Source organism: Serratia sp. NCCP-200 (genome assembly GCF_059697885.1).
In genome coordinates this window covers 692640-710129 of sequence record NZ_BAAKUJ010000003.1, presented here as the reverse complement: position 1 = coordinate 710129, position 17490 = coordinate 692640, and the positions used below count along the sequence as shown (strand labels likewise).

General features: G+C 53.3%; 16 protein-coding genes. 9 read left to right on the top strand and 7 right to left on the bottom strand.

Annotated elements, in window-relative coordinates:
- Positions 1-8 precede the first annotated feature (8 nt).
- A complete protein-coding gene (locus tag AC6HVW_RS13380) occupies positions 9-332 on the top strand; it encodes a YdbL family probable chaperone protein (protein ID WP_071683448.1) in 324 nt (107 codons plus the stop codon).
- Between the two features lie 117 nt (positions 333-449).
- Here the strand turns inward: AC6HVW_RS13380 and azoR are convergent, their stop codons facing one another.
- Complete coding sequence (gene azoR / locus AC6HVW_RS13375; protein ID WP_021177851.1) at positions 450-1055, bottom strand: FMN-dependent NADH-azoreductase; 606 nt, start codon at positions 1053-1055, stop codon at positions 450-452.
- Positions 1056-1368: 313 nt separating this feature from the next.
- Between azoR and hrpA the strand changes: the two genes are divergently transcribed.
- A complete protein-coding gene (gene hrpA / locus AC6HVW_RS13370; protein ID WP_071683449.1) occupies positions 1369-5256 on the top strand; it encodes an ATP-dependent RNA helicase HrpA in 3888 nt (1295 codons plus the stop codon).
- On the opposite strand, the gene AC6HVW_RS13365 is transcribed toward hrpA, so the two are convergent.
- Positions 5241-6377 carry an MFS transporter gene (locus AC6HVW_RS13365; RefSeq protein ID WP_071683450.1) on the bottom strand — a complete coding sequence of 379 codons (1137 nt, stop codon included), beginning with the start codon at positions 6375-6377 and terminating at the stop codon, positions 5241-5243. The genes hrpA and AC6HVW_RS13365 overlap by 16 nt on opposite strands.
- Positions 6378-6471: 94 nt before the next feature.
- On the opposite strand from AC6HVW_RS13365, the gene AC6HVW_RS13360 reads away from it, so the two are divergent.
- From AC6HVW_RS13360 to AC6HVW_RS13330, 7 genes are all read left to right on the top strand, one after another.
- Positions 6472-7260 (top strand): AraC family transcriptional regulator, encoded by a 789-nt coding sequence (locus tag AC6HVW_RS13360; protein WP_071683451.1) that lies wholly within the window; start codon positions 6472-6474, stop codon positions 7258-7260.
- A 286-nt stretch (positions 7261-7546) separates the two neighbouring features.
- Positions 7547-7993 carry a PTS sugar transporter subunit IIA gene (locus AC6HVW_RS13355; RefSeq protein WP_071683452.1) on the top strand — a complete coding sequence of 149 codons (447 nt, stop codon included), beginning with the start codon at positions 7547-7549 and terminating at the stop codon, positions 7991-7993.
- A 25-nt stretch (positions 7994-8018) separates the two neighbouring features.
- A complete protein-coding gene (locus AC6HVW_RS13350; protein ID WP_024486535.1) occupies positions 8019-9413 on the top strand; it encodes a PTS mannitol transporter subunit IIBC in 1395 nt (464 codons plus the stop codon).
- Positions 9410-10678, top strand: coding sequence for a zinc-binding dehydrogenase (locus tag AC6HVW_RS13345; RefSeq protein ID WP_071683453.1), 1269 nt, complete (start codon positions 9410-9412; stop codon positions 10676-10678). Before AC6HVW_RS13350 ends, AC6HVW_RS13345 begins: the two co-directional genes overlap by 4 nt.
- 6 nt (positions 10679-10684) lie before the next feature.
- A complete protein-coding gene (glpX, locus tag AC6HVW_RS13340; RefSeq protein ID WP_497569483.1) occupies positions 10685-11656 on the top strand; it encodes a class II fructose-bisphosphatase in 972 nt (323 codons plus the stop codon).
- Positions 11657-11672: 16 nt separating this feature from the next.
- Positions 11673-12200, top strand: coding sequence for an MltR family transcriptional regulator (locus AC6HVW_RS13335; RefSeq protein WP_071683455.1), 528 nt, complete (start codon positions 11673-11675; stop codon positions 12198-12200).
- Positions 12178-12903 (top strand): nucleoside/nucleotide kinase family protein, encoded by a 726-nt coding sequence (locus AC6HVW_RS13330; RefSeq protein ID WP_071683456.1) that lies wholly within the window; start codon positions 12178-12180, stop codon positions 12901-12903. The genes AC6HVW_RS13335 and AC6HVW_RS13330 overlap by 23 nt, the downstream gene beginning before the upstream one ends.
- On the opposite strand, the gene AC6HVW_RS13325 is transcribed toward AC6HVW_RS13330, so the two are convergent.
- The 5 genes from AC6HVW_RS13325 to AC6HVW_RS13305 form a co-directional block, all read right to left on the bottom strand.
- Positions 12886-13707, bottom strand: coding sequence for a trypsin-like serine peptidase (locus AC6HVW_RS13325; RefSeq protein ID WP_071683457.1), 822 nt, complete (start codon positions 13705-13707; stop codon positions 12886-12888). The genes AC6HVW_RS13330 and AC6HVW_RS13325 overlap by 18 nt on opposite strands.
- Positions 13708-13832: 125 nt before the next feature.
- The gene (ydgU, locus tag AC6HVW_RS13320; protein WP_455567118.1) at positions 13833-13913 is read right to left on the bottom strand and encodes a small membrane protein YdgU; all 81 of its coding nucleotides are present in this window, start codon (positions 13911-13913) and stop codon (positions 13833-13835) included.
- A 90-nt stretch (positions 13914-14003) separates the two neighbouring features.
- Positions 14004-14294: an acid resistance repetitive basic protein Asr gene (gene asr, locus AC6HVW_RS13315; RefSeq protein WP_021806510.1), complete on the bottom strand. Its 291-nt coding sequence runs from the start codon at positions 14292-14294 to the stop codon at positions 14004-14006.
- A gap of 798 nt (positions 14295-15092) precedes the next feature.
- Positions 15093-15893: an MBL fold metallo-hydrolase gene (locus AC6HVW_RS13310; protein ID WP_071683458.1), complete on the bottom strand. Its 801-nt coding sequence runs from the start codon at positions 15891-15893 to the stop codon at positions 15093-15095.
- Positions 15894-15964: 71 nt separating this feature from the next.
- Complete coding sequence (locus AC6HVW_RS13305; protein WP_071683459.1) at positions 15965-17461, bottom strand: carboxypeptidase M32; 1497 nt, start codon at positions 17459-17461, stop codon at positions 15965-15967.
- Positions 17462-17490 lie beyond the last annotated feature (29 nt).

Sequence of the window (17490 nt, the reverse complement as noted above, 5' to 3'; positions counted from 1 at the left end):
GAGCCAGCATGAAAAAACGTTATCTGTGGTTGATTGCCGCCGGTTGGTTATTCAGTGGGATGGTTCAGGCGTTGACGCTGGATGAAGCCAAACAGCAGGGGCGGGTTGGTGAAACGCTCAGTGGTTATATCGCTCCGGTGAAGCAGGACGCGGAGACTCAGGCGTTGGTGAAAAAAATCAATGCCGGGCGCGCCGAGAAATATCAGCAGGTGGCCGCCAGCAATCATATCGCCATCGATGAAGTTGCGCGGATGGCCGGGCAGAAGCTGGTGACACGAGCGCCAGCAGGGGAATATGTCCGTGGCATTAACGGCCAGTGGTTGCAGAAATAAAAAAGCGCGCCCTAGGGCGCGCAACGGAATTTAAACGACTTATTGTTCTGAGGGTAAAACGGATTTTGCAGGTGTGTGACTTACCAGAGCGCAATCTCTGCGCCCTGGCATCGCTATTTAAGCGGCGATCACTTCGGCCAGTAACGCTTTGGCATCGGCCTGGGCTTTGGTCGCAACGTCTGGGCCGTAGGCAATCCCTTCGGCAAAGACGAACTCAACCTCGGTAATACCGATAAAGCCCAGGAACAGACGCAGGTAAGGTTCTACCAGGTCGGTTGGGGTGCCTTTATGGATGCCGCCACGGCTGGTCAGAATGATGGCACGTTTGTTTTTTACCAGGCCTTCCGGGCCGTTCTCGGTGTAACGGAAGGTGACGCCGGCACGGGCAATCAGGTCAAAATAATTCTTCAACTGAGTTGGGATGTTGAAGTTGTACATCGGCGCGGCGATAACGATAGTGTCGTTGGCTTGCAGCTCGGCGATCAGTTCGTCTGACAGGGCCAGTGCTTCTTTCTGGCGTGGAGTCAGCGGGGCATCTGAAGGACGCATTGCGCCAACCAGTTCGCCATCCAGCACCGGGATCGGCTGTGCAGCCAGGTCACGCACGGTGATGGTATCGTTGCTGTGAGCATTGGCCCACTGCTCAACGAAGAAATCAGCCAATTGGTTAGACTGAGAATAAGTTGCCAGGATGCTGGATTTAAGAACCAATACTTTGCTCATCGATAATTCCTTTCGTGTTGACTGTGACATCAGGGCTGGTCGCCCGTTGCATGAGGTACACTCTATTCATATTGTTCCAACAGGGATAGCGGAATATTTCGAGATCTACGTTCGATTTTATTGAACAAGAAAATCCAGGTTAAATGGATGGATTATGGGGAGAAATGCCATTGTGGTATCCTGCTGCGCTAAGTCAAAAAATCGATAAACCTAATTTAATAAACGCAGTTATTGGCACCGACACGTCAGTTATAACATCAAACCTAGTCCCTGACGTTAAGCAGTAGCTGCGAAGAAACAAGGAACACCGAACGTGAAATCTACGCTCGCGGCATTGTCATCCCAACTGGGTGACTTGATGCTCCGTGATCAGCAGCGCCTACAACGCCGGTTGCAAGGTGCGCGCAAAGTCAAAAGCCCCGAAGCTCAACAGGCGGTTGCCGCAGAAATAGCGGGTGATATCGAGCAAGCCATGCTGAAGGTGCGCTCCCGCGCGGCCTCGTGCCCGAAAATCACTTACCCTGAAAGCCTGCCGGTCAGCCAGAAGAAGCAGGACATTCTTGCCGCCATCCGCGATCATCAAGTGGTGATCGTGGCGGGTGAAACCGGCTCAGGGAAGACTACGCAGCTACCGAAAATCTGCCTGGAGTTAGGACGCGGCGTCAAAGGCCTGATTGGCCATACGCAACCGCGCCGCCTGGCTGCACGCACCGTTGCCAACCGCATTGCCGATGAGCTGGAAACCCCGCTGGGTGGCAGCGTCGGCTACAAGGTGCGCTTCAACGATCAGGTGGGTGAAAATACCCTGGTCAAACTGATGACCGACGGGATCTTGCTGGCCGAAATCCAGCAGGATCGCCTGCTGATGCAGTACGACACCCTGATCATCGATGAGGCGCACGAGCGCAGCCTGAACATCGATTTCATCCTGGGTTACCTGCGGGAGCTGTTGCCAAAACGCCCGGATCTGAAGGTGATCATCACCTCAGCCACCATCGATCCGCAGCGCTTTTCTCGCCACTTCAACAATGCGCCGATCATTGAGGTTTCTGGCCGTACCTATCCGGTCGAGGTGCGTTACCGGCCGGTGGTGGACGACGCCGACGATACTGAACGCGATCAACTTCAGGCCATCTTCGACGCGGTGGACGAACTGGGGCGTGAAGGGCCAGGCGATATCCTCATCTTTATGAGCGGTGAACGTGAAATCCGTGACACCGCCGATGCGCTGACCAAGCTCAACCTGCCGCATACCGAGGTGCTACCGCTGTATGCCCGCTTGTCCAACAGTGAACAGAATCGGGTGTTCCAGTCGCACCATGGCCGCCGCATCGTGCTGGCGACCAACGTGGCAGAAACCTCGCTGACCGTGCCGGGTATTAAATACGTTATCGACCCAGGTACGGCGCGTATCAGCCGCTACAGCTTCCGTACCAAAGTGCAGCGTTTGCCGATCGAGCCGGTGTCGCAGGCTTCTGCTAACCAGCGTAAGGGCCGCTGTGGGCGTGTGTCGGACGGTATCTGTATCCGCCTGTTCTCCGAGCAGGATTTCCTCTCGCGCCCGGCGTTTACCGATCCGGAAATTCTGCGAACCAACCTGGCCTCGGTCATATTGCAGATGACCTCGCTGGGGTTGGGCGATATTGCCGCCTTCCCGTTTGTCGAAGCGCCGGATAACCGCAATATTCAGGACGGTGTGCGCCTGCTGGAAGAGTTGGGGGCCATCAAAACCGCGGAGAACGGCCACTACCAGCTGACACCGCAAGGCCGTCAGTTGGCACAGTTGCCGATCGACCCACGTTTGGCGCGGATGGTGCTCGAAGCCCAGAAAAGTGGCAGTGTACGCGAGATGATGATCATCACCTCGGCGTTGTCGATCCAGGATCCGCGTGAGCGGCCGATGGATAAGCAACAGGCCTCCGATGAAAAACACCGCCGTTTTGCCGACAAAGACTCCGATTTTATGGCGTTCGTCAACCTGTGGGATTATCTGAAGGAACAACAGAAGGAAAACTCTTCCAGCCAGTTCCGCCGCCTGTGCCGCAACGATTTCCTAAACTATCTGCGGGTGCGTGAATGGCAGGATATCTACACCCAACTGCGCCAGGTGGTGAAAGAGTTAGGCCTGCCGGTCAACAGCGTGCCTTCGGACTACCGCAGCGTACATACCGCGCTGCTGAGCGGCCTGCTATCGCACATTGGTCAGAAGGATGCGGATAAGCAAGAATATACCGGTGCGCGCAACGCCCGTTTCTCCATCTTCCCAGGCTCCGGGCTGTTCAAGAAGCCGCCGAAATGGACGATGGTGGCAGAATTGGTGGAAACCAGCCGCCTGTGGGGCCGCATTGCCGCGCGTATCGAGCCAGAATGGATTGAGCCGATGGCTCAACACCTGGTCAAGCATCATTACAGCGAACCGCACTGGTCCAAATCCCAGGGCGCGGTGATGGCTAGCGAAAAGGTCACGCTGTTTGGGTTACCAATCGTCGCAGCTCGCCCGGTGAACTACAGCACCATCGATCCGCTGCTGTGCCGTGAACTGTTTATCCGCCATGCGCTGGTGGAAGGTGACTGGCAAACGCGGCACCCGTTCTTCGCCGCCAACCTGAAACTGCGTGCCGAAGTGGAAGAGCTGGAACACAAATCGCGCCGCCGTGACATTCTGGTGGATGACGAGACGCTGTTCAGTTTTTACGATCAACGCATTCCGAGCGATGTGGTGTCCGGGCGTCATTTTGACCAGTGGTGGAAAACCGCCGGGAAGCAGAACCCTGAGCTGCTCAACTTCGAAAAAGAGATGTTGATCAAGGACGGAGCCAACAAGGTCAGCGCGCTGGATTATCCGAACTACTGGTATCAGGGCAACCTCAAGTTGCGGCTGACCTACCAGTTTGAGCCGGGTACTGACGCCGATGGCGTTACCGTGCATATCCCGTTGCCGATCCTCAATCAGGTGGAAGAGGCCGGTTTTGAGTGGCAAATCCCCGGTATCCGCCGTGAACTGGTGATCGCGCTGATCAAATCGTTGCCTAAGCCGATGCGCCGCAATTTTGTGCCAGCACCGAACTACGCTGAAGCTTTCCTTGGCCGGGCAACGCCATTGGAAATGCCGCTGCTGGATTCGCTGGAGCGCGAGCTACGCCGCATGACAGGTGTGACGGTGTCACGTGAGGATTGGCAGTGGGATCAGGTGCCCGATCATCTGAAAATGACCTTCCGCGTGGTGGGTGAGAAACACAAAACCCTGCGCGAAGGCAAAGATCTGGCCGCGCTGAGGGTCCAGCTCAAAGACAAGGTACAAGAGACGCTGTCGGCCGTGGCTGATGATGGTCTGGAACAGAGCAATCTGCATATCTGGAGCTTTGGCAAACTGCCTGAGTTTTATGAGCAGAAGCGTGGCGGTTACTCGGTCAAGGCTTACCCGGCGCTGGTGGACGAAAAAGATAGCGTAGCCATCCGTCTGTTTGATAGCGAACAGGAGCAGCAGCAGGCCATGTGGCAAGGTACGCGCCGTTTGTTGCTGTTGAACATCCCATCGCCGATCAAATATCTGCATGAAAAATTGCCGAACAAGGCCAAGCTTGGGCTGTATTTCAACCCGTATGGCAAGGTACTGGATCTGATCGACGACTGTATCTCCTGCGGCATCGACAAGCTGATTGCCGAACACGGCGGGCCTGTGTGGGCGGAGGAAAACTTTGCCCGGCTGCAAGAGTTGGTGCGGGCGGAACTGAACGAAACCGTGGTGGGCGTGGCTAAGCAGGTGGAACAGATTTTGACGACGGTGTTCAACATTAACAAACGCCTGAAAGGGCGCGTTGATATCTCTTTGGCGTTGGCGCTGTCCGATATCAAGGCTCAGCTCAATGGCCTGGTTTACCGTGGTTTTGTCACCAATAACGGTTGGAGCCGCCTGCCGGACACCTTGCGTTATCTGCAAGCGATTGAGCGGCGCCTGGAGAAGCTGGCGATCGATCCGCACCGCGATCGCGCTCAGATGATCCGGGTGGAACAGGTTCAACAGGCTTGGCAGCAGTGGCTGAACAAGCTGCCGCCAAAACGCCAGCAGGATGAAGAGGTGAAGGCGGTACGCTGGATGATTGAGGAGCTGCGCGTCAGCCTGTTCGCTCAGCAGTTGGGTACGCCTTACCCGATTTCTGAGAAGCGTATCTTGCAGACCATCGATCAGCTTTCTGCGTAACCTTTAAGCCTTGCTGAACAGGCGAGGCTTAACAGGCTACATCCCAGCAGCGTTAACGGCAGGTGCTGGCCCATGGCGGCCAGTGCCAGGCCGCCAGCGATCAGCAGATAATAGAGTAATCCCAATACCGCTCCGGCAGCACCCAGCCGGTTGCGATAATGCTTCAGCGCCTGACTGAGAATATTGGGAATGGCCAAGCCAAAGGCCACGGTCACCGCCATGCAGGGCAGCAGGATCATCAGACTTTCCTGCCAATACCACGCACCCACTGCGGCCAATAGGGCTAACAGACTGGCCATTTGGATCTGCCGGTAAGCGCATAATCCTTTTTGCAGAAGATAGCGGTTTGCCGCTGCGCCGCACAGGCTGCCAAAGGCCAAAACAATCCCCGAATAACCAAACTGTTCACTGGTCAGCCCCAAGGTCTCAAAAATAAACGGGGCCAGGCTGAAGTAGCTGAACGCCATGATGTTAAAACTGGCAACCAGCAACGCCGAGCACCAGATTTGCCTATCGCGCAGCATCTCCTGCAAACAGGGGAGTAACGCGATACCGGCGGTTTGCTGACGGGTTTCTGGCAACGCTCGCCAGCACCAGATCAGCAACAACAGCGCCAATCCTGCTTGCGCGGAGAAAATGGCCATGCGACCGCCCCAAAACACCAACATACCGCCGCTAAACATCCCCAACACCGGGCTTATCGACAATGCCATACCAATTATCGCAAACATCTTGCCTAACGCCTGCCCCTGATAGACATCGCGCAGCATGGTCAGCGTCACCACGGAACCAACGGCGGCACCAAAGGCGATAACGGCGCGCGAGACGATGAGCAACGTGAAAGAGTTGCTCAGCAACGCCAGCAAGGCTCCTGCCGTATACAGCAGCAAACCGGCGAGCATGGCGGCTCTACGGCCATATTTGTCGCTGATCGTACCCCAAAACGCCACGCCGAAAGCGAAGGCGAAAAAATAGACCGACAGCGTGTGGCCGGCCTGCGTGGCATCGATATGGTAATCAAAGCGGATAGCGGTTAACGCCGGGCTATAGAGCGTTTCCAGGATTTGTGGTGCCATGATCATCACGATGATCAGTGGCAGAGGCAGATTTTTGACGGACATAGCATTCTCCCAAATAAGTGACAGCAGTATAGGGAGATAGTGCTTGTTCGATTACAATCATCAGGACAAAAAACAATGAAAATGGGACTGCAACATGGCGCTGATTCTGCAACATCAGGTTTTTGATCCGGATAGTTTCTCCGCGCCGGTGGTAGGGATTAGTGCCGAACTGGCGGATCATGATTCTGGCGAACATCAGCATCAACGTTCCCAGATCCTCTATGCCCCACGTGGCTGTATGACGGTGACGTTAGCCGAACGCTGGCTGATCCTGCCGCCAACGCGCATTATCTGGATACCGAGCGGCGTGAGACATCGCGTGCAACTGCGCGGGCAGGTGGCTTACCGTTCGCTCTATTTTGCGGATGCCGCGATGCTGGCAATGCCGCACAGTGCGGTGTTAGCCGCCAATCCGTTACTGGCCGCGGTGATAGAACGCATCGCACATTGGCCGTTTGACTACGCGCAGCAACATCCCCAGGCGGAAGATCTGTTGCGAGTCTTGCGCAATGAACTGAGGGTGGCGGAGCAGGAAAATACCAGCTTGATATTGCCGAGCGATCCGCGCATAGCGGCCTGGATTGATAGCTTAAACGGCGTCGATCAGCTCCCTGGGCTGGTGGTATTAGCCAAGGCGATCAATCTCCATCCTAAAACGTTAACGCGAATCTTCCAGCGGGAAACCGGGCTGAGCTATCAGCAGTGGTGCCAGCAATGGCGTTTGATGCACGCCATTGAGTTACTGGCGCAATTACCTTCCGTAAGCGCGGTTGCGCAGCGGTTGGCCTTCTCTAGCGACAGCGCATTTATCGCCTTTTTCCGCCAGTATACCGGCACCACGCCTAAGCGGTTTATGGCGGGTGGGATACGAAGTATTGAGTAATTCCTGTTGTTTTTCTTGATTGGCAATACCGTAATGGTGATTGATGTCACAATATTGTTATTTTTATAAAATTAATTAAATGCAATTAGAATCACATTTTAGATATTGACAAATTTATAATTTGAAAATGCCAATCAATTTTTTGTGAACCAGATCTTCAATTGCAATGTATTTCACATTAAAAGTGATTTCAATCACGAAATGGCATCGGATTGCGTTTCCCATTATTACTCCATAAGCTGCAAAGCAATTTCCAATCCTCTTGGAATAACGATAGGAAAAACACATGAATGGATTGATAGATTACTTCCCGGAAAATGCATTTACCGTTCACCAGCAAGATTGCGACTGGCAGCAGGCTATTGATTTATCGATGCGCTGTCTGCTGGAAAATAATATCGTTGAGCCACGTTATGTGGCGGCAATAAAGCACAGTACGCAAAATAATGGCGCCTATTATATTCTTACACCGGAAGTGGCTATGCCCCATGCACGTCCGGAAGAAGGGGCTTTGGGCACGGCATTAACCCTAACGGTATTGCCGCAGGGGGTTTATTTCAATGATGACAATCCGCAGGTGAAGGTGTTAATCGGCCTGGCGGCGAAAGATGCCGACAGCCATATCAATGCTATCCAGCTATTGAGTGAAATGTTCTGTGATGACCAGGTAATTAAACAGCTTACTCAGGCAACCAAGGTATCAGAAATAAAAGAAATCATTCTGCGCTTCTGATTTTATACACTCAAGGATCATTATAATGGCCAATAAAACAATGCGAGCCAGAGTGCAAGCTTTTGGCGGGTTCCTGACGGCTATGGTAATCCCTAATATCGGCGCATTTATTGCGTGGGGATTTATTACGGCACTGTTTATTCCCACCGGCTGGATGCCTAACGCCCACTTTGGGCAACTGGTCGGGCCGATGATCACCTATTTGCTACCGCTGATGATCGGCTCCACCGGTGGCTACCTGATCGCGGAAAAACGTGGCGCGGTGATGGGGGGGATTGGCACCATCGGCGTGATTGTGGGGGCAGATATTCCTATGTTCATCGGCGCGATGGTGATGGGGCCGCTGGGCGGGGTGATCATCAAATATATCGACACCAAGCTGGATAAGCGTATCCCCGCTGGCTTTGAGATGGTGGTCAATAACTTCTCACTGGGGATTGTCGGCATGTTCTTGTGCCTGTTTGCCTACGAGGTGATTGGCCCAGCGGTACAGCAGGCTAACCATTTGGTACGTGCTGGCATTGAATCTCTGGTGGCCACTGGATACCTGCCGCTGTTGTCGATTATCAACGAACCGGCGAAGGTGTTATTCCTGAATAACGCCATCGATCAGGGGGTGTATTACCCGCTAGGTATGCAGGATACGGCGGTGAACGGCCGCTCGGTGTTCTTTATGGTGGCCTCTAACCCTGGGCCAGGGCTTGGTATCCTGCTGGCGTTTTCGCTATTTGGCCAGGGTATGAGCAAAAAGTCGGCACCGGGCGCGATGATTATCCATTTCCTCGGGGGTATTCACGAACTCTACTTCCCGTATGTGCTGATGAAGCCGCTGATGATCATTGCCATGATTGCTGGCGGGATGGCGGGGATCTACGTGTTTGATCTGATGGGTGCTGGTTTGGTTGCCGGGCCAAGCCCGGGTTCAATCTTTGCCTATCTGGCTCTGACGCCGCGTGGTGGCTTTGCTGGTACCTTGGCAGGCGTCGCCGCCGGGACGCTGGTTTCGTTCCTGATTGCCGCACTGATCCTGAAAACCGAGAAAAAGCAGGTGACCGAAGATAGTTTTGATGACTCACAGCGGCAGGTGAAAGCCTTGAAAGCTGCGGGCAAAGGGCAAACACAACCGATCCGTCACATCGCATTTGTTTGTGATGCAGGCATGGGTTCCAGCGCGATGGGGGCAACCACCTTCCGTAAACGTTTGGAGAAAGCCGGGGTGCCGATCAGCGTGAAGCACTACGCCATTGAAAATATTCCGCCGGAAGCCGACCTGATCGTGACGCACTCTAGCCTGGAAGGGCGAGCCGAACGGGTGAGCGATAAACCCAAAGTATTGATCAGCAATTATCTCGGTGACAGCAATCTCGATCGTTTGTTGGAACAACTGGTTGCCACACACTCAGAAAAGGAAGCCGTATGAAAACCCAAGCCGCCGCTATTTATGGCCAAAACGACGTTCGCCTGCGTGAGTTTGAATTACCGCCTCTAGGTGATGATGAACTGTTGGTTAAGGTCATTTCCGACAGTGTGTGCCTGTCTACCTGGAAGGCCGCCAAATTGGGGGCTAACCACAAGCGGGTACCTGATGACGTTGCCGAACACCCTGCGATCACTGGCCATGAATGTGCCGGGATCATTGAGCAGGTGGGCAAAAACCTACAGCAACGCTACCGGGCTGGGCAACGTTTTGTGCTGCAACCGGCGATGGGATTGCCGAGTGGTTATTCGGCGGGTTATAGCTACGAGTTTTTCGGCGGCAATGCCACCTATATGATTATTCCACAGCAGGCTGTGGAGCTAGGTTGTGTATTACCGTATGAAGGCAGCTATTTTGCGGCGGCCTCTTTGGCAGAGCCGATGTGCTGCATCATAGGTGCCTACCATGCCAATTACCATACGACGCAATATGTCTATGAGCATCGCATGGGGATCAAACCCGGCGGCAACGTGGCGTTATTGGCCAGTGCCGGGCCGATGGGCATTGGTGCGATCGATTATGCCATCAACGGTAACATCCGCCCTGCGCGGGTAGTGGTCGTGGATATCGACGAGGCGCGTTTGGCGCGGGCCAGATTGCTATTGCCGGAAAGCGTAGCGCGTGAAAAAGGCGTTGAACTGGTGTATTTCAACAGCAGCAAGGTTACCGACCCGGTGGCTGCCTTACGTGACCTGACGCAGGGCCACGGCTTTGACGATGTCTTCGTTTATGCTTCGGTGGCCGATGTGCTGGTGCTGGGGGATGATCTGCTGGCTGAAGACGGTTGCCTGAATTTCTTTGCGGGCCCAACCGAAAGTGAATTCAAAGTGCCGTTTAACTTTTACAACGTGCATTATGCATCCACACATGTCGTGGGCACTTCGGGGGGCTCGACGGGAGATATGTTGGAGGCGCTGCAACTGACCGCTGAAGGCCGCATTAATCCTTCGGTGATGATCACCCATATAGGTGGGCTGGATGCCGTGCCGGAAACCATCATCAATCTACCTTCGATCCCCGGCGGGAAAAAGCTGATCTATAACTTTGCCACCATGCCGTTAACCGCAATTGCCGACTTCCCAGAACTCGGGAAAACAGACCCATTCTATGCCCGCTTGGCGAAACTGGTGGCTGAAAGCCACGGCGTTTGGAACGAACAGGCCGAGCGTTTCCTGCTGCAACATTTTGGCGTGGAAACAGGGGTATAACTGCCGATGAAATCGCTGGCTTATGACATTGTACGCACCACTCAACAGGCTGCATTGGCTGCCTGGCCGCTGCTGGGCTGTGGTGATAAAAATCAAATTGATGGGGTGGCCGTCGCGGCCATGCGTCAGCAACTGAGTGGTATGGCCATGCAGGGGCAGATTGTGATCGGTGAAGGCGAAATCGATCAGGCTCCCATGCTGTATATCGGTGAGCGGTTGGGGAGCGGGAATGGCCCGGCCGTGGACATTGCTGTCGATCCTATCGAAGGCACGCGGATGGTGGCCATGGGCCAATATAATGCGCTGGCCGTGATCGCCTTTGCCCCACACAATGCTTTGTTGCATGCCCCAGACATGTATATGCGCAAGATGGTGGTGGGGCCAGGAGCTAAAGGGGCTATCGATTTGCGGTTGCCTCTGGAGCAAAATCTGCGGCTAGTAGCGCAGGCATTGGGTAAGCCATTGCATCAACTGCGCATGATCACGCTGGATAAACCGCGCCATGAACTGATCCGCCAACAGGCGCAGGCGCTGGGGGTGAAGATTTTTGCCATTCCTGACGGTGACGTGGCCGCCAGCCTGATGACCTGCCTACCAGGTGGTGAAGCCGACATCATGTATACCTTGGGTGGCGCGCCGGAAGGGGTCATATCGGCCTGTGCGGTGCGTCTGCTGGGCGGAGATATGCAAGCCGAGCTGATCGATTTCTGCCAGGCGAAAGGCGATACGCCAGAGCACAGATTATTGGCGCAGGAACAACGGCGGCGCTGCAGCAATATGGGAATTGAGATTAACACCATTTTGCCGCTCAATGCCCTGATCGCCAGTGATGAGGTGATTTTTTCGGCAACCGGGATAACCAAAGGTGACATTATCGGCGGAATAAAACAAAAAGAGGGGTACTTGAGCACAGAAACCCTTATGATTAATGGTACCGACGGGTCGTGTAATAGAATTCATACGTTACACTTGCATTGATGGTATCGCAGGACGAATGAAAACGCTGACAGAAGATGAAATAATTGAACAACTGGACGAGCAGGAACAATTGCTCAATTGGTTACAGAAGGCAAATGAGATTTTATTTTCTGCTGTCAAAACCTATTTGCCACAGGTGTTTGTCAATAACGATCCCGACATACTCGAATATGCGGTAAAGCCATTGCTGGCAAAATCCGGCCCTTTGGACAATATGGATGTCTCCCTGCGCTTATTGTATGCATTGGGGAAAATCAAAAAAACCGTTTATGCCGATATCATCTGTCTTTCACAATTTAGCCAGCATGTGCAGGCGGAAAATAGCTCGCTGAGCTTTCATGATGAAATGACCTTTGATTTTATTGCCAACCTTAATGCCATTACGGAAAACGAACAGCTTTTCAGTGCGATAAGAAAGATGAAGTTTTCCAGCTTTGAGGTTTTTAATAACGAGCGCTACGGCAACATGATTAAAACCGGATTAACGCTGGCGGTGACTTCGCTGTTAAAGGAACTGACCAATGAAAATAGCGCTAACAGTTAATGGGCTGACGATCGATGCCTTTTTTAACGATGAGGAGGTCGAACAGGTGCACTTACCTTTACTGCGCCTGTTGGCCCAAAAGCAGCAGCAAAAGGGGGCGCGCCTGGTGGTTTTCCTGGCGGCACCTCCTGGCAGCGGTAAATCGACGCTGACGGCCTTCTGGCAGCATTTATCGTCACAGCATGATGAATTACCGGCCTTGCAAACTCTGCCGATGGACGGCTTTCACCGTCCTAACTCCTGGCTTGATGCGCAAGGGTTGCGCAGCAAGAAGGGAATGCCAGAAACCTTTGATCGTCAGCAGCTTGAGTTGGCGTTGGCTTCACTCGATCAACCACGTGTATTGTGGCCTACTTACGATCGCGTGTTGCACGATCCGGTACCCAACGCTATCGAGGTGACTGCACCGGTAACGATCGTAGAAGGTAACTGGTTGTTGCTTGATGAGCCAGGTTGGCGCGATCTGGCCCGTCACAGCGACTTAACGCTATTTATTCAGGCACCAGCACAGCAACTGCGGGCACGGCTGATCGAGCGTAAAATGCGTGGTGGTTCATCACTGGAGCAGGCCGGCACCTTTTATCAGCGAACCGATGGGCCAAACGTTGATAGGGTATTGCAGCACAGTTTGCCCGCCACCATTACCCTCCGGTGGGATAACGGTGGCCTGCGCTGTTCGGAGGAGTTACTTACTGGCGGCTAAGAGATCCAAAGCATCGCGAATGCCGGTAACTGACAGTGCGCGGTTATCGGCCCGGTAGCGGTCTTGTGCTGCGGGTGCAGAACTCTGGATAGCGATAAGTCGCCAGCCTTCGGCGGTCTTCAATATCAATGGAGAGCCGCTGTCACCGGGTAAGGTGTCGCACTGGTGTGATAACACGCCTTGTTGTGCCCAACCGGTGACTTTACAATTTTGATGGCTGTACAGATCGTCCAGATGATCCTCTGGATAACCGGCCTGGGTGACTAGGCGCTTTGCCAACTTTAAAGTTTGCGTTAACGCTTTTCCGTCACCTTGCCATAATGGCAAAGGTTTAATCGCCAGCGGTTTGTTATCTTTTAGCCTGATCAACGCAAAATCATACGCTGCCGCCGCTGGTGGCACGATCCAGCCGTCGCCATCCGCCTTCAGCTTTTTACCTAATGACTTATCGACCAGCGTTTCGATATTTTCCGTCTGGTATTGCCAGCCTTTGCTACCGGAAATAAAGCGCAGCGCCACGGCCTTATCAAGATTGCCAGGAGGGGCCAGTACGCAGTGGCCTGCGGTTAGCGCCAGATGGGGAGAGATCAGCGTAGCGGTACACAGGTTACCACTGGCGGTTTCTACCTGGCCAATAGCCTGCCACGGCCAACCGCTGGTTTCGGTGACTTTAATACGGTTATCTTTGCCAAAAAACAGACGAGTTTGATCGGCCGCAGACGCCTCGGAAGGGCTATCAGCATGCGCAGAATGGGATAAAGCCAAAGGAAATGAGCACAACAACAGTAAAACAGAGATGCGCATAGGTTTCTTGCCTGACAAATTCGGATCATCCATAGACACACTGAATGCTAACTATAGACTGATTTAGCCGCTGTGTAGATGGTCGGTGATTGATTTTCCGATAATTTCCTGAGAAAAATCGGAGATTACAGATAAAAAAAACTGGCGATGAGCCCGCAAACGATCAGGGTGCCAAGGATGATTTCGAACCGATAGCGACGCAGCATAGACAACCCCCGATGAAAAAACACCCGGCGAACCGGGTGTTGGACAACGCTTACCAGAACAGGTGAGGGGTGCCTCACGCCGGTTGACTATCAGGCTGCCGGAGTTGCTGCTTTGTTGCTGGATTTTTTGTGATGCTTTTTAGCAGCCTGTGCCTTCTGGGCCGGGGCTTTTTTACCGTTGGCATTGTGATGCTTCTTGGCTGCCTGAGCTTTTTGCTCGGTCGTTTTCTTGGCGTGATGTTTTTTCACGTGGGTGGTTTTCGCTGGTGCGGCTTGGGTAGTGGCGGCTGGTGCAGCAGCAGGAGCGGCGGCCTCAGCGGCGAAAGCGATAGATGACAAGCCCATTGCAGCGGCAACAACCAGAGCTAATACTTTTTTCATCGGTAGATCCTCAACTATCTGTTGGTTTGTAACCCCACTGCGGGGCCGATGAAACAATCTTATGCAAACAGAAGAATACTTTCCGTGAGTGATTGGTTTCGGCGTGTAACCTAATGTACAGGCCAGTTACGGAAGAAATGGGGCTGTGTGGAGGTAATAGAATTAGTAGCAGTGCGCAATGGTGTTGCTACTGGGGAACATGAGGTCAGTTTGGGTAAAGGAAATTGTTATGGTTCTGGTGCAGCCCCCTTGATAATGTTTACTACAGACCATATATCAACTTGGAGGGCTTTGCTCTCACACATTTAAAGGATAACTGTTATGGGTCTTAAACCTGGTCCGAAACCAATTGCTGATTCAACAGGGAAACCTGATCAACGTCGACGTGATAATAAAGATACTCCGGGAAATACACCGGCGTTAAAGCCTAGTAAATCCACGGGGAAAGGGAAAGGAAAATAAAAAAGGCAGAGGGTGGATAATTTATCAAGTCTAGCTTAATTGAACATAACACTTGTTCACCATACCGCCAGTTTTACACTGGCGGTACTTCCGACGCCCTTCGGGTAAAATATGTTACGGTAACAAGTGTAATTGGTTAGCAAGCCAGTGGTAAACATTTATAGCTTTAAAATCGCAAATTAGTTACAACATACATTGGTAGTCGTAAAAACCACGGCCTGCAACACCTGCGCTTTAGGATAGGGTGTGCACTATGTGACATCATTAAGCCTAGCAGGTAGAATCAGGCGGGACGCTATTACGGCAGGCGTGTTGGGGCGCAATGCCCCGGAAGATTTACAACAACGAAATCCTATCCCCTGTCGCCGGGCTAATCGTATTAGGCAACCACAATTGCCCCCAAGAGCCAGTGCAATGGCAGCCCATCACTTTCTCGGGTTTGATTTGTTTGAGAAAACGCTGTACCTGCAATAATCGCAGCGGTGAGGCATATCTCAGGTGAAAACCGCCAATCAGCGCATGGATCTTATCGATACCGGTGATCTTTTGGCAGTGCCGCACAATATTGATTATTCCCCGGTGTCCGCAGCCAGTGATGATTATCAGGCCTCGATCGGATTTATAAATCAGCACACCTTCATCGGCGATGTAATCAGGGGATTGTTGGGCGTTTTCAATAATGCCGTAGGCTTTGGGGGCAGGCACCTCGATTTCACCAGACCAGATGAATCGCTCACTGATTTGCACTGGGGTTCGGGTCAGTTCCATGGCGTGGCGCGAGTAATCCACTTCCGGCGATAAACGTTTGATTTTCTTTACGCGGCCCAGAAGATTAACGGCGGCATAGCGAACGTCTTGCACACCGGGGTGGCAAATTATTCTGCTGTTATCGGGCAAGCAGGGTACGCCACCACTGTGATCGTAATGGCCATGAGAGAGCACGGTAGCGGTCAGGTTGTCGAGGCTGATCCCCATTTGAGCAGCATTTTTTAAAAAACTGCCGTCCGGCCCGGTATCAAAAAGTACGCTGTCCGATTCATCCTGAACTAGCAGGCTCAACCCGGCTTTGGCGATTAACGCTTTATCCGCCCCGGCAGCCAGGCGATTTTCAAGTAACACATTGATGGTTAAGGTCATGTGGACTCTATTTTGCAAATCCGTACGTTAAGTTATACCAGCAACACCTTAACGTACGGAGGGGGCGGAGATTACAGGTAACGGCTTTCCAGATGCCGGCGGAAATAGCTTGGGTCTAACGTCTTACCCGTGGCGTTGGTGATCAACGTATCGGTAGGGTAACGGCTGGCGTGACGCCAGATATTTTGCTGTAACCAATGGAATAGCTCGGTTAAATTACCGGCAGCAATATCTTCGCTCAGCTTGGGCATTGCGCTACGTGCACTGTCAAACAGTTGGGCCGCATACATGGCACCCAAGGTGTAAGTTGGGAAATAACCAAAGGCACCGTCCGTCCAGTGGATGTCCTGCATGCAGCCGTTGCGATAATCGCCCACGGTATCCAGGCCAAGGTAGCTGTACATCTTCTCATTCCACAGCGCCGGAATATCTTCTACCTCGATCTCGCCCTCAATCAACGCACGCTCGATTTCATAGCGTAATATCACATGGGCAGGGTAGCTGACCTCGTCGGCATCGACGCGGATCAGGCCAGGCTTCACCCGCTGATTAAGGCGAATAAAGTTGCTCTCTTCCAGGGCCGGTTGTTCACCAAACTGATTGACGATCAGCGGCCGCAGAACTTTCAGGAAGTCACTACCGCGAGCCAGCTGCATTTCAAAGAACAGGCTTTGTGATTCGTGGATAGCCGTCGACCGAGCTTGCGCCACGGGCTGGCCTAGCCACTCACGCGGCAGGTTTTGTTCGTAACGGGCATGGCCGGTTTCATGCACGATGCCAAGCAGCGCGGTAAGGAACTCTTTCTCGTTGTAGCGTGTAGTGATACGCACATCTTCCGGCACGCCGCCGCAGAACGGATGAGCACTAACGTCAACGCGGCCGCCGTCGAAGTCAAAGCCGAGCAGCTTCATCACGCTCAGGCTCAGCTTACGCTGGGTGTCGACATCGAACGGACCTTGCGGGATCAGGCAAGGTTCTTGCTGCTGTTTGGCGACCACCTTTTGCAATAGATCGGGCAGCCAGGTTTTCAGATCGCCAAAGATACGGTCCAGATCGCTGCTGCGCATGCCAGGCTCATACAGATTGAGCAACGCATCATAACGGCTGACGCCCGCTGCCTGTGCGCGGATCTGTGCTTCTTCACGGCTCAGCTTGACCACCTGGCGTAGGTTATCGCTAAAACCTTCCCAGTCGTTGGCCGGGCGTTGTGCTCGCCAGGCATGTTCGCAGCGCGCACCGGCAAGGGATTTGGCTTCGACTAGCGCTTCTGGCACCAGCACGGCATTGTCATACTGGCGGCGCATCTCGAGCAGGTTGGCCCGGTCAAATTCATCTAGCGCTTCTTGTTGCGCGCGGTCGAGCAGTTCACCCGTTTTCGGTGCCGTCAGGATTTGATGCTTCAACACGCTCAGTTCCGCCAGAGCTTCGGAACGCGCCTTATTGCCCCCCGGCGGCATCATGGTTTGCATATCCCAGCCGCTGATGGCCGAGAGGTGGTCAAAACGCGAAAGGCGGGTGAATAGGGCGCGAAGTTGGCCGTAGGCCGTAGAGGATGATGCAGATGTCATTTGTTCAACTCCATAGTGGATCCGTTGAG

Bases quoted from the DNA above. Each gene is read 5' to 3' on its own strand.
- AC6HVW_RS13380 (WP_071683448.1), top strand. From the start codon at position 9: ATGAAAAAACGTTATCTGTGGTTGATTGCCGCCGGTTGGTTATTCAGT.
- azoR (WP_021177851.1), bottom strand. From the start codon at position 1,055: ATGAGCAAAGTATTGGTTCTTAAATCCAGCATCCTGGCAACTTATTCT.
- AC6HVW_RS13365 (WP_071683450.1), bottom strand. From the start codon at position 6,377: ATGTCCGTCAAAAATCTGCCTCTGCCACTGATCATCGTGATGATCATG.
- AC6HVW_RS13360 (WP_071683451.1), top strand. From the start codon at position 6,472: ATGGCGCTGATTCTGCAACATCAGGTTTTTGATCCGGATAGTTTCTCC.
- AC6HVW_RS13355 (WP_071683452.1), top strand. From the start codon at position 7,547: ATGAATGGATTGATAGATTACTTCCCGGAAAATGCATTTACCGTTCAC.
- AC6HVW_RS13350 (WP_024486535.1), top strand. From the start codon at position 8,019: ATGGCCAATAAAACAATGCGAGCCAGAGTGCAAGCTTTTGGCGGGTTC.
- AC6HVW_RS13345 (WP_071683453.1), top strand. From the start codon at position 9,410: ATGAAAACCCAAGCCGCCGCTATTTATGGCCAAAACGACGTTCGCCTG.
- glpX (WP_497569483.1), top strand. From the start codon at position 10,685: ATGAAATCGCTGGCTTATGACATTGTACGCACCACTCAACAGGCTGCA.
- AC6HVW_RS13335 (WP_071683455.1), top strand. From the start codon at position 11,673: ATGAAAACGCTGACAGAAGATGAAATAATTGAACAACTGGACGAGCAG.
- AC6HVW_RS13330 (WP_071683456.1), top strand. From the start codon at position 12,178: ATGAAAATAGCGCTAACAGTTAATGGGCTGACGATCGATGCCTTTTTT.
- AC6HVW_RS13325 (WP_071683457.1), bottom strand. From the start codon at position 13,707: ATGCGCATCTCTGTTTTACTGTTGTTGTGCTCATTTCCTTTGGCTTTA.
- ydgU (WP_455567118.1), bottom strand. From the start codon at position 13,913: ATGCTGCGTCGCTATCGGTTCGAAATCATCCTTGGCACCCTGATCGTT.
- asr (WP_021806510.1), bottom strand. From the start codon at position 14,294: ATGAAAAAAGTATTAGCTCTGGTTGTTGCCGCTGCAATGGGCTTGTCA.
- AC6HVW_RS13310 (WP_071683458.1), bottom strand. From the start codon at position 15,893: ATGACCTTAACCATCAATGTGTTACTTGAAAATCGCCTGGCTGCCGGG.
- AC6HVW_RS13305 (WP_071683459.1), bottom strand. From the start codon at position 17,461: ATGACATCTGCATCATCCTCTACGGCCTACGGCCAACTTCGCGCCCTA.